Source organism: Psychrobacter pasteurii (assembly GCF_900162815.1).
Classification (GTDB): Bacteria; Pseudomonadota; Gammaproteobacteria; order Pseudomonadales; family Moraxellaceae; genus Psychrobacter; species Psychrobacter pasteurii.
Genome location: NZ_FUGD01000081.1, coordinates 1 through 18095, shown reverse-complemented (window position 1 = coordinate 18095; position 18095 = coordinate 1). Strand labels below are relative to the sequence as shown.

11 protein-coding genes are annotated in these 18095 nt (G+C 43.1%); 5 read left to right on the top strand and 6 right to left on the bottom strand.

The features are described from left to right. The 3 genes from A1232T_RS06940 to A1232T_RS14520 form a co-directional block, all read left to right on the top strand. Window positions 1–151, top strand: a 151-nt coding sequence (locus tag A1232T_RS06940; protein WP_143513945.1) for a zinc ribbon domain-containing protein, incomplete at its 5' end; no start/stop codon positions are given. Between the two features lie 335 nt (window positions 152–486). Further along, entirely contained in the window at window positions 487–4677 is a 4191-nt protein-coding gene (locus A1232T_RS06930; protein WP_143513964.1) for a pilus assembly protein, read from the top strand. 150 nt (window positions 4678–4827) lie between these two features. Further along, entirely contained in the window at window positions 4828–5232 is a 405-nt protein-coding gene (locus A1232T_RS14520) for a pilin (protein WP_077448738.1), read from the top strand. Window positions 5233–5319: 87 nt separating this feature from the next. Here the strand turns inward: A1232T_RS14520 and fdxA are convergent, their stop codons facing one another. Next, the gene (fdxA, locus tag A1232T_RS06920) at window positions 5320–5643 is read right to left on the bottom strand and encodes a ferredoxin FdxA (protein WP_077448737.1); all 324 of its coding nucleotides are present in this window, start codon (window positions 5641–5643) and stop codon (window positions 5320–5322) included. A gap of 238 nt (window positions 5644–5881) precedes the next feature. Continuing rightward, the gene (gene mutS / locus A1232T_RS06915) at window positions 5882–8932 is read right to left on the bottom strand and encodes a DNA mismatch repair protein MutS (protein WP_095532741.1); all 3051 of its coding nucleotides are present in this window, start codon (window positions 8930–8932) and stop codon (window positions 5882–5884) included. Window positions 8933–9550: 618 nt separating this feature from the next. Between mutS and secA the strand changes: the two genes are divergently transcribed. Then, the gene (gene secA, locus A1232T_RS06910; RefSeq protein WP_077448735.1) at window positions 9551–12325 is read left to right on the top strand and encodes a preprotein translocase subunit SecA; all 2775 of its coding nucleotides are present in this window, start codon (window positions 9551–9553) and stop codon (window positions 12323–12325) included. 50 nt (window positions 12326–12375) lie between these two features. Next, a complete protein-coding gene (locus A1232T_RS06905; protein WP_077448734.1) occupies window positions 12376–12720 on the top strand; it encodes a hypothetical protein in 345 nt (114 codons plus the stop codon). Between the two features lie 118 nt (window positions 12721–12838). Here A1232T_RS06905 and A1232T_RS06900 read toward each other — a convergent pair whose 3' ends face one another. The 4 genes from A1232T_RS06900 to A1232T_RS06885 all read right to left on the bottom strand — a co-directional run bounded on the left by A1232T_RS06900 (window position 12839) and on the right by A1232T_RS06885 (window position 17653). After that, window positions 12839–13492, bottom strand: a complete 654-nt coding sequence (locus tag A1232T_RS06900) for a YsnF/AvaK domain-containing protein (protein ID WP_077448733.1) — start codon at window positions 13490–13492, stop codon at window positions 12839–12841. Between the two features lie 238 nt (window positions 13493–13730). Continuing rightward, window positions 13731–14579, bottom strand: coding sequence for a DUF2382 domain-containing protein (locus A1232T_RS06895; protein ID WP_077448732.1), 849 nt, complete (start codon window positions 14577–14579; stop codon window positions 13731–13733). A 437-nt stretch (window positions 14580–15016) separates the two neighbouring features. Then, window positions 15017–16198, bottom strand: a complete 1182-nt coding sequence (locus A1232T_RS06890) for a thiolase family protein (RefSeq protein WP_077448731.1) — start codon at window positions 16196–16198, stop codon at window positions 15017–15019. A 117-nt stretch (window positions 16199–16315) separates the two neighbouring features. After that, the gene (locus A1232T_RS06885; RefSeq protein ID WP_077448730.1) at window positions 16316–17653 is read right to left on the bottom strand and encodes a homoserine dehydrogenase; all 1338 of its coding nucleotides are present in this window, start codon (window positions 17651–17653) and stop codon (window positions 16316–16318) included. Window positions 17654–18095 lie beyond the last annotated feature (442 nt).

Genomic DNA, 18095 nt, shown 5'->3' with positions numbered 1-18095 from the left:
TGACAGTAGTCCAAAAGGTAGAGCAGGTTTGCGAATAAGAGGATGGGCTTGTGCTGAGTGTGGCACATGGCATGATAGAGATATCAATGCTGCTAAGAACATCCTTGCGGTCGGGCTTGACCGTCTAGCTGTAGGAATCCCCTCGGTTTAGCGAGGGGAGGAAGTCAAGTGACTTCAGTTATGCCTAGCTTTAGTAAAGCCAGCTTAGGATCTATTGATAGCTGTCTGGCCAAGCCGATCACTACTATGACATCAGCTTCTAGCCTACTAGGTAAAGCTGAGAATCAGTTGAGCTGTCTAAAAAGGACTGCTACCCCTTTTAATGTACAAGTGCAGGACTATGTATTTTCTTTAAAGGCAGTGCCTAGTTTGTAGCTTGGACTTGTTTTTATTCTGACAACAGCTCATTTATCACAGAGCCATAAACTGCTCAAATTTCTCAAGAAACGGTTAAGGATGTGAAATATTAAGGCTCTTAAGTCACAAGTGAGTATGGCGCTGATCGTGGCGGTTGCTCTTATTCAATCCGTTGTCAGCTCTCATGCCTCAGTAGCTATTGTACCGGCTCCAGGGGATTTATCGGTTTATAGTGTGGGCTATCATTCAAGCTCTATACACGCTCCAGGGCCGACATTATTTTTGTTACTTGATCCCTCATTATATGTAGGCCCAAATCACACACAGCGCATCCAGAGTTTACAGCACGCCCTCGTCTCGCTCATGGACACGCCTGGGTTTATGGCAGATAACTTACAAGTTGGCATTGGTAAAGTAGCTGATATTGAGCAGGGTGAGGGACTTGCAGAATTGTTTTTGGTTCCAGTGGCGGCACTGGGCCCAGTAGCCGATAGCCAGCGCCCTGAGTCACAGCGCTATAAAATTAAAAATTTCATTAAAGGCCAGTGTCCCCAGTTTCCAGATTGTGAAGCAAAGGAGAGAGCGAATGATGGCTCACTTCTTAGCAGTATGGCCGCTTATGCTCAAGCGGCGGCTTATATGATGGGTACCGATACCCAGAATACAGCTATGAATCTGACTGATGTTAGTGGCCCCTCTAGTACAGATGCGCCATTGTCTATCGATGAAATTGAAATTGTCGATATCCAAAATACTAAGAGTCAGCTTCTTTTAGACCAACCAACATTCAAGGTTAATCAGCTTAATGACGTAGATTATGCGAGGGATATAGAACATATTGTCTCTATCAGCAAGGAGCGCAGTCTTTATCAGAAGCCTATTTATAATCAATGCTCTGCAACGTACTTTGAGGGAGAAAAACGGGGTGATTCGACTTATGCAGTAGAAAATGCCGTGGTCATTATAAGCTCGGAGTCAGCTTTAACCTCATTAAACTCAGGTACTTCGGCAGCGGCTATATCGACCATAGACCCTTTGGCCATGATGACTCAGTCATTATTGGTAAAACACTCCTCATCTGCCAGTAACGACTTAATTGGCCAATTCCCAGTTTTGCAGCAGTGTCACTCGCAACTGGCAGTGTCACCCTCAACTACAGACATCTCTTCAACTTTAAATCAAACCCACAATCAAAACATTGAGGGCAGTCAGCCAAATAACAGTCTGTTTTGGCGCTGTATTCAAGACTATTCTCGGCATCTCAACCAGTTTAGAGGTAGCGCTTATAACTACTTTAACCCGTTAGATGTTTCATTAAAGACCGCCGTTATCTCGTTTAGTAGTGAGAGTAATATCCTAAATCGAGTTGGTCAAAATAAAGGGCTGCCAACTTATGACTGTCTATCAAACACGGCTATACAGGCCATGAGACAAAAGTGCTTGTTGGGACAGTATGGAAGCAATAATGGCGAAGGCGGTTTTTTTCAGTCGATCGATGCCAAGGTAGCAACCGCTTCTCAAAAAGACTCAAGCCAAAGTGTGGCCTTAGCTCAAGCCTTAACGATTATGGCAAATAACTTGAGCAGACAGCCCCCTATTGTGGCAAGAAAGGCGCCTATTAAGCTAACCAATTTTATGCATAGCGGTGAGTTATTTAAAGAGCGCTATCAGACTTTTCTGCAGCCACAGTTTGGCAGTTTACAAGCGCAGTGGCCAGGTGGCATGAGTAAGTATTCGCCACCCCAAAGTGGTCAATCAGCTGTTAGTAATAAGTCTTTCATCGCAAAGAGCATAGAGGAAGATAGCCAAGTATTAGACAGCTCTAGAAATGTCTATCTGAGTCAAACTGAACCAGGAGAGCTTATAGCACAAACGACTCAGAGCGTGAGTGAGTTGCAGCTGCCTGAGCTAACACAAGAGCAGCAAGCTCAGTTTCAGCAGTCTTTATTGCACTATATGCTTGATAGAAGTCAGCCAAGTGGAGGGGTTCATAATTCAACGCCTATTGCCTTAATTAGTAAGGCTCAACGTCTCATCTCTAATGAAACTGGTATTATCAATCAACCTAATGCTGATAAATACAGCTATAAAAAGCATATTTTATATGGCGGTATGGATAATGCTTTGCATATTATTGATGCGGAAACTGGGGAAGAGATAGCTGCCTATTTTGCCAAAGAGGTTTTGGCTCAAAATGGTCAATACAAAGCCATAACGCAAGGTAGTCTAGCTCAATCAACAGAAGCTATACCCAGCTTCGGTATCGATGGGCCTTGGACACAATATGCCCGTTATCAAACTGATACAAAGGGGCAGAGTATTGCTAAGCTGTTATACGTCTTTGGAGGCGCAAGGCTAGGGGCTAAGGCTTATTATGGCCTGGATTTAACAGGACTTGATAAAGTGGTCTCTGCCAGTAATGTTAATGGGTTTGCCCCAAAGCAGTTATTTACCATTACCCCTGATCGGCAAGATTTTGGTCAGTTTTATTTCAAACAGCTGGGGTATAGCTGGAGCAAGCCGGTTATTACTCATATTAATTGGTTTGGTGCTCCTACGTTAGTTGCCATACTATCAGGCGGCTATGATGCCCAGGAATATGACAAGCCAGATGGATTGCGTGAGCGTCAATACTTACAACAAAACCAACAGCCAATATTAGGTAATGCCATCTATATTGTTGATGCCAAAACAGGGGTGCCGCTTATTGTGGCCACAGCAGAAAATGGGAAAGATAGCAGCAGTAGCGGGGTAGATAACAAGGGGTTTTATGGCTTGTCAAAAGAGGCAGGCAAAGTATTACAAGTGACCAATGCCTCGATGGCTTATAGCATTACAGGGTCAGTTAAGGTTATGGACAGAGAGGAGGATGGTCTAACTGATCATCTTTATTTTGCAGATTTGCAAGGGCAAGTATTTCGATTAGACCTTGATAATATGGCCTCCTCATCTGCTTTAGCCAGTAAGGCAAGAGTGGTACGTCTGGCAGATTTTAGGCATCAAATAAACCGTCCAGGGCCCCGATTCTATGAAACGCCTGTGGTCACTTTGCAATGCCATAACGCTGTTAATAGTTACTCTAGTAAATTTGCTACGGTAAGCGTGGCTTCGGGCGATCGCAGTCATCCTTTGCGTATTACAGATCCCTCAAAGCAAACGGTAGCCATGAGCATTGAGTATGTAGATAGCTTTGGACATAGGCAGACTCTACAAGCCAATCATAAGCAGTTTTTAGCTACAGATAACAAGAAAGCTCAATTAGGGGGCAGTGATTGGCAGTGGATTGCATCAGATAAGACCTTGAGTAAGGGTAATAATGGCAACGATATTCGCTTTGATAACGGTCACATTCAGATAGCCACTGGCCTGTTTAGACCAGGCACTTTACTGACAGCAACCACCACATTTGCCTCGACTGATAAAGTCAGTGCCACCCTGACCATACCGAGCTCTTTGGCCTCTAACACTGAAAGTCAGCTTTTGCCACCCATAACAGATCCTTTGGCCCCCATTATCACTGTCACCAAAGATTGGGTGAGTATAAAGCCTGTGGCCACAGCGCAATTATCCAGCCTAAGTCTCACAGCCAATCATGTTTATACTCTTTATGATAAGGATGTGGCCAACCCGGATTTGTTTAATACTGCCGTTTCAAATCTACAGACTCATGACCTCTCTTTGAGTGAAGATGGATTTCCGGATTTAACCAAAATTGATGTCAGCAACCCTCAATTAAGTGACTACCAAAAGCAAGGTTGGCGCGCTCCTTTAATCCAGTTTGGTAAGCCAAGCTCTATAGCAAGCGGAGCATCAGCGGGGCAAAATAATCAAAATAGTGGCTTCGATACGGACAGCTCGGGTAACTCTTATAGCCTTAAGGCGTTTGGTCCTATGTTTGCAGTAAGCAATAAGCTGTATCTAACGGCCTATAATCCTGTACCAAAATCAGCGCCTCTAGCAGTCTGTCAGCCACAAGTTATAGGAATTACAGAGGTGTATCAGTTTTGCCTACCGTACGGCAATTGTAATACGGCTGACAGAACTTTTAGTACTCATATTCAACGAATTAGCTATGGTAAAGGATTAACCCCTTTGTCCTGGAAAACAGAGGGAAGTGGTAAAACCAGGCGGCTATTTGAAGTGAAAACTGCAGGAATATATTCAGAAGCTATTCTCACTGAAGAGACTCATTTATTAGCTTCATTGAACCTTAATGATATTGATACCGCGCCAAAATTTGTGAATACGTTCACTCTGCAACCACAATTATTACTTGAGCAGTGGTTTGATTATAGCAATCATCTTTCTACGTCAGACTAAGCAGAGCTTATATCTTATTCATGAGTTTTAGTGCTGGCGAGCAGCACCTCTGACTTATGCTAGATTAAAATTAATTAACTATTGTTTTAATTAATTATAATGAATTATGTTATTATAAATTTTAATTAATCTTCCTAGCAAGGATGTATGATGGAAAAAGAGAAAGGTTTTACCTTGATAGAGTTAATGGTGGTGGCTATCATTGGTACCTTGTCGTTAATTGCCATACCTGCTTATCAAAACTACGCCAAAAAGTCCTCGGAAGTATCGTGTCTTGCTGAAACAAAAGCTTATAGTGATAAGCTGTTTATAGATATTAATACGGGCGTCGAAGTATTTAATAAACAAGACCCCTCACAGCTTTTGGACTCTTTTAACCCAACCGCCTCTGCCTGTGATAATTTAACTTATAGTGCAGCAGTTTCGGCCACAGCAGAGGCTGAAGCAGCTTTGGCTAATATTGCCGGAACCATAAAAAACCCAGTAGATAAAAGTAATGGTCAAATAGTCTGTACTTTAGGAGATGTGGTGACCTGCCTCTATCCATTTAATTAGTAAGGGATATGATGTAATGATAGCCACAAAAAAGCGACCTTAATTAGGTCGCTTTTTAATGAGCTAGGCTTACTTGAGATTAAGAGATTAGCGCTCTAAATACTGAATTTTACCTTCAACACCATCCCACTTCGCGGCGTCTGGTTGTTGATCTTGCATTTCAGTAATGTTTGGCCACACTTCGGCAAGCTCAGCATTTAGTTCAATAAACTCCTCTTGGCCTTTAGGTACTTCGTCCTCCGAGAAAATAGCGTTGGCTGGGCACTCAGGTTCACACAAAGCACAGTCAATACACTCATCAGGATGAATGACCAAGAAGTTAGGTCCTTCATAAAAGCAGTCCACAGGGCAGACTTCAACACAATCGGTGTATTTGCAGCGGATGCAATTTTCGGTGACAACAAATGTCATAGCGAGCTACCTTTATAAAAGTTATCTTGAACAGAGCTTAACCATTAAGGCTATTTTGGCTGTATTTTTATAATCTAACAATCGACTATAGTACGTGAGCCAGTAGGGGCTAAATGGTTAGTGCCACAAGATAAGTAAGTTGCGAATGAGGGATAAGATTTATTTGTGAGATATATTTTACCCTGTTAATCATTATTTCACAAATTCCTATCAGTCAACTTTTTTCAATTTAGCTTCCTTAAGTATTGCTCTTTAATTCGTATAACAAATCAAGCGCTTGCCTTGGGGTTAATTCATCAGGATGTAACTGCTGTAGCTTCTCAAAAACCAGCATAGCCTTAGGGTTGATGGGGGTTGACTCAGTCATCTCGTCGGTTTCCTGAGAGTTAGAATCTGGAGTTTGAGTCAGGCTGGCCGCGTTGGATAACTGAGATTGCTCTGCAGGTTTTAGCTCAGCATTTAAGCTATCGTCAGCATTTGCATAAGCTTTATCGATTTTAGCATGACTGATTTCGTAGCCGACTTCAGAAGAGGCGACCGCTCTATTTAACGAGTTTTGTTGGGCGAGATAGTGGGTAGCGGCCGTTAGCACTTGCTCAGGAATGCCGGCCATTTTTGCCACATGCAAACCAAAGCTTGAGCTGGCAGCCCCTTCTTGTATTTTGTGTAGTAGTAACAATTGTCCTTCCACTTGGCTGGCGGCAACGTGAACGTTTCTGATTTTAGATGCCAATTCCGGCTGTTTTGCCAATTCAGTTAATTCAAAATAATGGGTGGCAAATAAAGTTAAACTGCGCATCTGAGCCAATTGAACTGCACAAGCATGCGCGATGGCCAAGCCATCAGTGGTTGAAGTACCACGGCCGACCTCATCCATTAGCACTAAGGAGCTAGAGGTGGCTAAGTTTAAGATTTGAGCGGTTTCAATCATTTCTACCATAAAAGTAGATTTACCCCCAGCCAAATCATCGGCAGAGCCAATACGGGTAAATATTCGGTCAATATCCCCAATGCGTGCTGAGCTAGCAGGCACGAAGCTGCCACAACACGCCAGCAATACGATCAAAGCGGTTTGACGCATATAAGTGGATTTACCGCCCATATTGGGTCCAGTAATCAGCAGCAGACGTTGCTCATGAGATTGGGTTCCCAATTGACAGTCATTGGCTACGAATTGCTGAGCCGAAGCTGGAGAAGTAGGTGCTGCTGACTTGGAGTGGATATTTTGTGGCTGGTTCATAGCCTCTACGACCAGGTGACGACCGTCTTTGATATCAAGATAGCTTGACTCAGGGTCTAACTCAGGTCTTACCCAGTTGCTCTCTTTAGCCAATACAGCCCAGTTGAGTAATACATCAAGCTGTGAAATGGCAGAGCTTAGTTGCTGTAAATGAGACAGCTGCTCGCTAAGGGTAACCAACACCCCTTGGTACAAGGCCTTTTCACGGGCTAAGGCGTTGGTTTGGGCTTCTAAGTAGTCTACTTCTAAGTTTTTTAGTGGCTCGGTAATAAAGCGCTCACTATTTTTTAAGGTCTGGCGACGAATAAAGGCCTCTGGTGCCGAGCTGGCTTGACCTTTGGGGAGCTCAAAATAAAAGCCACTGACTTTATTAAAACCTACTTTTAGGCTAGGCAGTTTGTAAGTTTGACGAGCTTCAGCCGCCATCTCATCCAAAGTTTCTTGAATGTTATCGTGTAAATGCACTAGGCGATCAAACTCTTCGTCATAGCCTGTCGCCATCATGCCACCATCACGAATATGGGCGGGTGGCTCTTCAACAATGGCTCTGTCTAATAAATCAGCAATTTCGATGAGCTCAGGGTGCAGCAAAGGCAATTGTTTAAATAACTGCAATAACAATTGCGGTGCCTCAGGGGTTAATCCCAAAGTCTGTAAATACTGAGCCACTTGCTCACTGCTTCGGATACTAGAAGCTAGGCGCCTTAAATCTCTAGGCTTAGCACTGTGTAAGGCGATTCGACTGCTTATACGCTCAATATCCGCAATGCTTTGTAGCTGCTGTTGTAACGGCTGTAAGTTGGCTAATGAAGGCTGATTAATAAACCACTCAACAGCATCTAAGCGTGCCTGCAATTGTTGGTGGGCTTGCGATAGACGCAAAGGACGCTTTAATTGGTTAGTTAGTAATCTTTTGCCCATCGGAGTCTGACAATGATTGACCACACTAAGCAGGCTAGTACCCGTAGGACTAACCGGAGCAAAAAGCTCTAGGTTGCGACTACTGATATCATCAATAATTAAGTAGTCCTCATCCCGCTCTACAATAAGCTCGGTAAGCTGCGGGGTGTGACGCTGCTGAGTTTGCTGAGCGTAATGAATTAAGGCAGCAGTACTGGTCTGTGCCACTAGGCTGTCAGCAATACCCAGCCCTTCAACCGTCTGCACATTAAACTGTCTACACACCGTGGTGGCCGCATGCTGAGCATGAAAATCACTGGCAGCGACACTGATAACTGGGCAGTACAGCTTGTCTTGTAACCAATGTCGCCACTCATCTGAGGTAGTCTCCGCAATAATGACTTCACTGGGAGAAAAGCGAATCAGTACGGTGAGCAGTCGCTGCTTTAATAACTGCTCAAAATCTAGAGCCTCTTCTGGACTATCGCTTTGTGAGGTATCCTTATTACTATTATCTAAACCATCGAGTGCAGGCGACTTTAATAAGGAATCTAGGCGAATGGTCTGAGTGCGAATGGTTCCCGCATTTAAATCAAGCTGGCTAATGCCTACCTGCCATTTTTTGGCTTGCGTTACAGTCGCTTGTTGTAAGTTTTTACTGACTTGAAAGTCAATGGCCACCACACTTGGGGTTTGGTTGGGAGCAATTAAGGCATCGTCAGTTAGGGTGCCTGCGGTTAAGGTTTTTACCACTTCACGGCGCATAATCCCTTTAGCGGCGGGCTTGTCGGTTGTACTGTTTGGTTCGGCGGTGTCTTCTACTTGCTCGCAGATGACCACAGTTTCACCGGCCGCTATAAGACGTGCCATATAGCTTTCTGCAGCATGAAAGGGCACGCCTGCCATGGCAATATTATTCCCCGCTTTACCATTACCACGGCGGGTTAGCGTGATGTCTAAAATCTCGGCAGCGCGTTGGGCATCGTCAAAGAACAGCTCATAAAAATCCCCCATGCGATACAGCAACAAAGCATGAGGATACTGCGCCTTTAAGGTTAAGTACTGCACCATCATTGGGGTATGATCATCTAAGTTATAGACAGTGCCAGCAATATTTAAAATCGAGTTATTATTTGAAGTATTAGACATAATTGGGATAACAGGCATAGTAAGCTTTCAAAGAAAAACAATAAGCAAAAAATAGGAGTAGCCAATTTCAAGTAAAGGGCTTAAAGATTAATTAAAGGGCTTAAAGAAGATAAAAAAGGGGTATTAAAGTAATATATCCTCTATTTTAACATCTATTGAGGGCTAATTTATCAACTTATAGTAAACGATCAGGGCAATCGCACTATAGAAAATAGCTGCTTTAAATTAGGTTATCTAAACTAAAAGGATTAAATAGTTAGAAACTATAACTAAAATATTTTTATATATCTCGTGTTTTTGTTATTTGCGTCCGAAAGTTGGTGATAACATCTGTAAAAGGTCAATAATTAATTAAAATGTAGCTAAAATTAATTTGTAGTGCGATTGCCCTGAGTAAGCGTTGCCTTTGATGTTGTATATAATAAATAAAAGAGTAGGTTGATGGACAAGGTTACTGAACCAAGCCCACTTTTTTATAAAAAATAACAAATAATTTATGGTTGCAGATTCAATTGCCCTTGTATCTATCAATACTGTTACCATATATAATAGATAAAATTTTTTTATGGTCTGCACCTAATAATGCAGGACTGAGTCGATAAGTAGGTCTACAAAGTTATGTTGTCAAAAATAATCGGAAGCGTAATTGGTACTAAAAACGATCGTGAGTTAAAACGGATGCGTCAAATTGTCGCAAAAGTAAATGCTCAAGAAGAAGCAGTAGCCGCCCTGACAGACGAACAGCTTCGTGATAAAACGGCAGAGTTTAAGCGTCGTTTTGACGAAGGTGCTAGCCTAGACTCTTTACTGCCTGAGGCTTTTGCGGTGTGTCGTGAAGCATCGAAGCGTGTGCTAGGTATGCGTCACTACGATGTGCAGATTATCGGTGGTATTACCCTGCATGAAGGGAAAATCGCTGAGATGCGTACCGGTGAAGGTAAAACCTTGATGGCAACTTTGGCCATTTACCTAAATGCCATCAGTGGTAAGGGGGTGCACGTAGTTACGGTGAACGACTACCTTGCCGCTCGTGACGCTGAATTAAACCGTCCTTTATTTAATTTCTTAGGGTTAACGGTTGGGGTTATCTACTCACAGCAGCCTCCGCAAGAGAAAGTCGAGGCCTATCAGGCAGACATTACTTACGGTACCAACAACGAATACGGTTTCGACTATCTGCGTGACAATATGGTATTTAGCTTGGCTGAGAAAAAACAGCGCCCGCTAAACTTCTGTATTATTGACGAAATTGACTCGATTCTAATTGATGAGGCGCGTACCCCGCTTATTATTTCAGGTCAGGCAGATGATTCTTCTGCAACTTATGCGCTAATTAATAATATTATTCCTCGCTTACAACGCTCAACCGATGAAGAAGCCAACAAAGAAAATAGAGATGGCGACTTCTGGATTGATGAGAAAAACCGCTCTATCGAAATCAGTGAGAAAGGCTACGAAAAAATTGAAGCTTTCTTAGTTGAAGTAGGGGAGCTTGGGGAAAATGAAAGTTTATATAGCCCAACTCGTTTGCCGCTATTAGCCCATGTTCAAGCGGCGATACGAGCTCACCATATCTTCGTTAAAAACGTTCACTACATCGTTAATGATGGTGAAGTAATCATCGTCGATGAAAACACCGGTCGTACCATGCCAGGTCGTCGTTGGTCAGATGGTCTGCATCAAGCCGTTGAAGCCAAAGAAGGGGTGGAAATTCAGGCAGAAAACCAAACTCTGGCTACCACTACCTTCCAGAACTACTTCCGTTTATACGACAAGTTGTCAGGTATGACAGGTACGGCGGATACCGAAGCTGCTGAATTTAAATCTACTTATGACATCGACGTGGTGGTAATTCCGACCCACAAACCGATTGCTCGTATCGACTTAGACGACCAAATCTTCTTAACTAAGCTGGGTAAATACAAAGGTATTATCCGCGAAATTAAAGAGATTCAGGCGAAAGGCGCGCCAGTACTAGTCGGTACAGCGACCATTGAGGCCAGTGAAGAGTTGTCTTATTTGCTAGATCAAGAAGGCATTAAGCACAACGTCCTAAACGCAAAACAGCACGAGCGTGAGGCTGAGATTATTGCTCAGGCAGGTAGTCCGAAAGCAGTAACCATCGCCACCAACATGGCTGGTCGTGGTACGGATATTATCTTAGGCGGTAACTGGCAAGCACAGATTGTCGACCCAGAAAATGTTAGTCCAGAAGAGATGGAGCGCTTAAGACAAGCTTGGCAAAAACGTCATGACCAAGTATTAAAAGCGGGTGGTTTACATATCATCGGCTCTGAGCGTCACGAATCACGCCGTATTGATAACCAGCTGCGTGGTCGTGCGGGTCGTCAAGGTGACCCTGGCCAATCTCGTTTCTTCTTATCACTTGAAGATGACCTGATGCGTATTTTCGCCGGTGATCGTGTGGTGAATATGATGCGTGCTATGGGTCTAAAAGAAGACGAAGCCATTGAACATAAAATGGTGTCTCGCTCAATTGAAAACGCGCAAGGCAAAGTTGAAAGCCGTGACTTCGATGCTCGTAAAAACTTACTTAAATATGATGACGTGGCCAACGAGCAGCGTAAAGTTATTTACTCTCAACGTGATGATTTGCTTGCAGAAGCAGATTTAAAAGATGCCATCGAAGAGATGCATCGTGATGTTTATGATGCCTTGATTAGCCAGTTTGTTCCACCAGGATCTATCGATGACCAATGGAATATTGATGGCTTAGAAGATGAGCTAGAGAGCGAATTTAAATACTATATCCCTATTAATGACTGGTTAGATGAAGATCGCCGCTTGGATGAAGAAGGGCTACGTGAGAAGATTATTCAAACGGCCATTCAACGTTATCGTGACCGCCGTGAGCAAATGTCTCCAGAGAACGCCGCTCAGCTTGAACGTCATTTCATGCTACAAAGCTTAGACCGTCACTGGAAAGAGCATTTAACGCAAATGGATCAGCTGCGTAAAGGCATTCATTTACGAGGTTATGCTCAAAAAGACCCACAACAAGAGTATAAGCGTGAGTCTTTTGATTTATTCCAGATGATGCTAGGCGCTATTAAGTCAGATACCGTTCAAGATTTATCGCGTGTTCATATTCCGACCAAAGAAGAATTAGAAGCGATGGAAGCGGAGCGCTTGGCACAGGCCGAACGTCAGCGTATGATGTTTGAACATGATGACTTAGATAGCTTAACTGGCGAGCATCAAAATGAGGCAGAAGTGGCCTCTCTTAATCAGGCACAACAACCAAACAGACAGATGGCTGCACAATCAGCGGCAGATGACGAAAACCCCTATGCAGGCATGAACATCAGTCGTAACGCACCGTGTCCTTGTGGCTCAGGCTTGCGCTACAAACAGTGTCATGGCAAAATATAGTAGGTGTCACTGCAGTTTGTTAGTAATAAAAAAATAAAAGGATGATGACTATGATGGGTATCAAAAACTCTATGAAGTTAACAGTATTAACTGCGGCAATGGCGGCAGTAATGGGACTCACTGCCTGTCAAAAACAGTCAGATGAAGCCCCTACAGTAGAAGCAGAAGCTGAAGTTCCAATGTCAGCTGAGCCTGCTGAAGGCAATGATCCTGTTATCGTAGCTGATGATCTAGATGACGTCGATACACGTTCTGAAAGTATCGAAGAAGAACAAGTGAGTGCAACCGATGCTGAAAACGGTACAACGACGGCAGACCCAGAAGAGAAGAGTGTTAAAGAGCCTTCTTCTGTTGATGAACAACCTGCTGAAGTAGAAGAAGCAGCAGCTCAGTAATCAGGCTACTGTACATACTACTCTGAGAATCAAGTTAAAATAGCCAGCAAGATTGCTGGCTATTTTATTGGGCTAATTATCTTATTAAGCTTTGTATGTAATGGGTTATGGCTACAGCTTATTCAGGCTTGCGAACTTCATGATCAAAGAAACCTTCCTCTGCCACATCCAATTCTTCGTGTTTTAATTCTACATCGAAAGTGTCTTTATGAACATGAGTGGATTTTTCTATCGCCACATCTTGTACGGCATAAGTTTCTTTTTTAATAACCGCTACTTGGCGCGATAGGACTATCTCCACAGGCTCTTGATCGAGTAAAACTTGCTTACCATTGACAGTAATGCTCGGCTTACTATCAAGAGTAGGCTCAATATGACGTACTAAGTCCGCCTCACTAGCTGTTGTGGTTAACAGGTGCCTTGAGTCTGCATCATAGTATTCAGTCTCAATAACCATCACCTCTTCAACCAGTTCAACTGGTATGTTGACGGTCTTAGTTCGAACCTGCTTGGTTACGGTTACTTTACCGACATCAAGGCGCTCTTTATCTACCACAGCACGTTCTTCAAGCAGCTCCATATTGCCCACTAAAGTACGCTTTTGCTCAGAGGAGGTAGTATTGGAAAGATCGGTTACTGAAGGGTTGCTTGCTGTCTGAGATAGTCTCTGTTCTTGTGATTGAGGTGCCTTTGAATGGGTAGAATGTGTGTGGTCTGAGTTATTAGGATTACTATGGCTATTGTCATTAGGATTGTTAGATAGAGGGTTCATAGGGGTTCCTTCGGAAGTAAGTCAAAAATAAAGAAATAAGGCGAAAATAAAACAGGTAAGTGCTAACAGCATATCCGAGGTAAGGTTAACGCCAGTTTTTATTGTATTTGTTTGATTATAGATAGCGTTAAAAAAAAGCCAGAGTTCATCAACCCTGGCTTTTGTGCTTACCGCAGCTTAGGGCGTTTTATATCCTCTAAGGCTGCTATTTTTTCGTAATAGGTATAATCAGTAAGGATTATTTATTACGATAAGCGCGTACGTCGTCAGCAGTGATGTCGTCACGATCAATTATGTTACCTTCGCGGTCAACGATATTGCCATCACGGTCGATATCTAGCTCTTCACGCTGGATAGTTTCGTGGATGGTTTCTGTGTGACGTTCAGTGGTCTTACCAACGTTAACTTCTTCAGTGACATAAGTGTCTTTATGAACATTGGCGCGCTCTGCTTCAAGCTCAACCTGTACAGTATCTGCACCGGCATCATCACCAATTCTACGTTCAGTTGGACGGTTTACTTCTGTGCGTTCGATATGAGCATGCTCTTCTTCTAGCTCAACATCTACCGCACGGTCTTCAGAAACCACATGTTTACCTACTTTGACTAGGCCCGCCACAATACGATCTTTGTTTACTGTTAAGCGTTCTTCTAGTAGCTCTAGCGTATTAGGGGCATTGTAATAGTCTTCTTTTAACTCAACGCGCTCATCGGCTGGAATGGTATCTGCTACAAAGGCTTGACGGTCTTTATTGGCTTGCTCTTTATAGCTGTATTGATAGTCATGGTCATACTCCTCCATGGCTTCTACTTGAGATTTGGTTAAGCTATCAAAGAAGATGTCATCACCAACAATACGAGCTAGACCGGCAGGCACCAAAACTTCTTTTGAGCTAAACCAGCCGCCCACATCGACGATTAAATAGCGGATACGACCAGTGATATCTTCAACCAAAGCACCTTCGACCTTACCGATTTTTTCTTCATTAACACCAAAGGCAGTTTTTCCAGTTGGGTCATAATAATCATCACCAATTAGATCACGGTGAGTGGCTTGGATGTCTTTTAAACGGATTAGTTGACTCATTATTTTTCTTCCTTATATTGTGAGTTTGAAGTGTTTTACTAACACTTTATTCATTATTTTTGAGTGCTTTTAACTTCAAGTTAGAGTTAAAAGTTTATGCGAATTAAATAAAAATCTTAGAAAGGTTTTTTTATATCTAAGCCTTTGAGTTAATTGTATATACTTTTATATATAGCCAATTAATTTTTATCGCTTTTGGATAACTTGAGTCTTAGACTAACAGTAGAGGTCTGGGGTTTATATAGTGAACGAGTATCACAGTATTAAGTTACGTAATGAGGTGTAATGGGGTGTAAAGCTACTAACAAAGCTTTGTTTGATGTTACAGTTCCAACGTATCTTAGTTAGGATGGTGTTGTTTTACATAAAAAAAGAGCCTCATTATGAAATGAGGCTCTTTAATTTAAGAAGGTAGTTAGATAGTTGGTAGATATCTACTATGGCAGTTCGATGGCAACCGCAACCGCTTCACCACCACCGATACATAGTGAAGCAACGCCTTTTTTACCACCAGTACGTTTTAGTGAGTTAATTAAAGTCACTAAGATACGAGCACCTGAACAGCCTACTGGGTGACCAAGAGCACAAGCACCGCCTTCTACGTTTACTTTTTCGTGAGGGATGTTCATCTCATCCATAGCCGCCATAGTTACCATAGCGAAGGCTTCGTTAATTTCCCATAGGTCAACGTCTTCTACTGACCAGCCTGCTTTCTCAAGTACTTTTTCCATTGAGCCGATAGGCGCAATAGTAAACTTACTTGGGTGTAAAGAGTTGGTAGCTGTAGCCACGATACGGGCTTCAATGTTAAAACCTTTATCATTGGCAACTTTTTCAGAGGTTACAACCACAGCGGCTGCGCCATCAGAGATTGAACTGGCGTTAGCGGCAGTAATGGTGCCTTCTTTAGCAAATGCAGGACGTAGGGTAGGGATACGATCAGCATTGGCTTTAGCAGGCTGCTCATCGGTATCGATAACCACTTCACCTTTACGCGTTTTTACGGTAACTGGGGTGATCTCATCTTTGAAGTGGCCTTCATTGATAGCCGTTAAAGCACGGTTTAATGATTCGATAGCAAAGTCATCCATTTGCTCACGGGTATAGCCTTTTTCGTCCGCCATTTCTTGGGCGAACTGACCCATTAGCTTGCCAGTATCCGCATCTTCTAAGCCGTCTAGGAACATATGGTCTTTAGCTTCTTTATGACCCATACGGTAGCCTGCACGCGCTTGTGGCATGATATAAGGGGCATTGGTCATAGATTCCATACCACCAGCAACGATAATCTCAGCGCTGCCTGCTTTAATAGAGTCATGCGCCTGCATAACTGCTTTTAGGCCTGAACCACAAAGTTTGTTGATGGTCACAGCGCCAGTGCTGTCTGGAATACCAGCATTACGCATGGCTTGACGAGCAGGGCCTTGGCCAATACCTGCAGTTAGGATACAACCCATGATAACTTCATCAATCTCTTCGGTGTTAACACCAGCACGCTCTACAGCCGCTTTAATGGCAGTAGCACCTAGCTGCGGGGCAGTTGACCCTGTAAGGTCGCCTTGGAATCCGCCCATTGGAGTACGGGCGCCACTAACAATAACAATTGAGTCTGATGACATACTATTATCCTTAATTATGAAATGTAATTTATAACAGGCTATAAAAACCTTAGAGGTTGGGTGCGCCAATAAAGACGGATATTATTCCTTATTATTAATTCACCCAAAAACTAAGTCCTAGTCTAGTTCATGTAAGCGAATACGGACCACATCCGTCGTAATCGCCCCTAACGCTTCAATCTTATTAATGGCGCTATTCATGTTACTTTCAATGACTGGTAGCGTCAAAATAATGATTGGTACCTGACCTTTTTGGTGGGCAGGCTTTTGTAAAATTGCATCAATATTAATTCCTGCGTCACTCAAAATGCGAGTAACGTCAGCCAATACGCCTGGAGTATCTTTGGCTTCAAGACGTAAATAATAGCCGGTAATCATCTGATCTGAAGCTAAAATTGGCGTATCAGACAGCTGATTTGGCATAAACGCCAGGTGGGGAACATGATGGCCATCTTTCACCGTTAACACACGGATTAAGTCCATCACATCGGCCATTACTGCTGAAGCAGTGGCACCAGCGCCAGCACCATCACCGTAATAAAGGGTTTGGCCTAGAGGGTGTGAGTTTACCAATACGGCGTTCTTCACTCCGTTGACGTTAGCTAACAGCTTGTCTTCAGGAATTAAAGTAGGGTGAACACGCAGCTCAATACCGGCAAGCTCTCTTTCAGCAGTATCCGCTTCTTGATCATCGTAGCGGCGTACGGCAAAGCCTAAATGCTTAATACGGTAGCCAAGTTCTTCAGCGTAAGTCACATCTTGTAGGGTGATATTGGTAATGCCTTCACAGTACACTTTATCAAACTGCAAAGGAATACCGAAGGCAATAGAAGCCAGAAGGGCCAACTTATGCGCCGCATCGATCCCTTCTACATCAAAGGTAGGATCCGCTTCAGCATAGCCCAGCTCTTGTGCTTCAGCTAAGACATCATCAAAGTCGCGACCTTTATCGCGCATCTCAGACATAATAAAGTTGCCGGTACCGTTGATAATACCAGTTAGCCATTCAACTTTGTTGGCTGCCAGTGCTTCACGTAAGACCTTAATAATAGGAATACCGCCAGCAACTGAGGCTTCATACGCCACATGAACATTCTGCTCTTCAGCAAGGGCAAAAATCTCGTTGCCATGTTCAGCCAGTAAGGCTTTGTTTGCTGTGACCACATGCTTGCCGTTTTTGATGGCGTGAATAATCACGTCTTTAGCAACGGTCATACCACCAATGACTTCAACAACAATGTCGACGTCATCACTTTCGGCAATTGCCATTAAGTCACTGTTTTGTTTGATGGCTGGGTCGATATCATCGCGTTGACGACGGGTACCTACTTGGGTAATAACAATATCGTGACCACTACGCCTCTTAAGTTCTTTTAAGTTGTCCTTTAGTAGGTCTAGAACACCTGTGCCCACAGTGCCTAGCCCCAATATAGCAAGTTTAATTGATTTGCTCACATTATCCTCAGTAGTGTTATCCAGCGTTATAATCTTTTTTTAGTACTAATAAAATTATAGAAATACTTAGTAAAGGGAGGTATATCCCCTATAGTTTATTACTATATAGGTTAATAATACTATTGTTTTCTAAAACTAAATAGCCCCTATTCATTGTGCAAAACGGCTATGACTCACCCCTTTAACTTGGGTCTTATATCAAAGCGGTATTTATCTTAGCAGTCAATGTGAAACGAATAAAGCATTAACTACTTAACAGTCACTTCTGTTGATGACCGTTCCGAAAAACTTACCTAAACCTACTCACATAGTTTTAGCGTTTACTTCCTGCTTCATAGACGTTTGCCATTGTGATTACACTCAGGTCTTACATCGTCTCCACAGGCTAACACGGTGGAACTCACCGCTTTTTTTAACCCATCAGTGATGGGTTAACACTTTA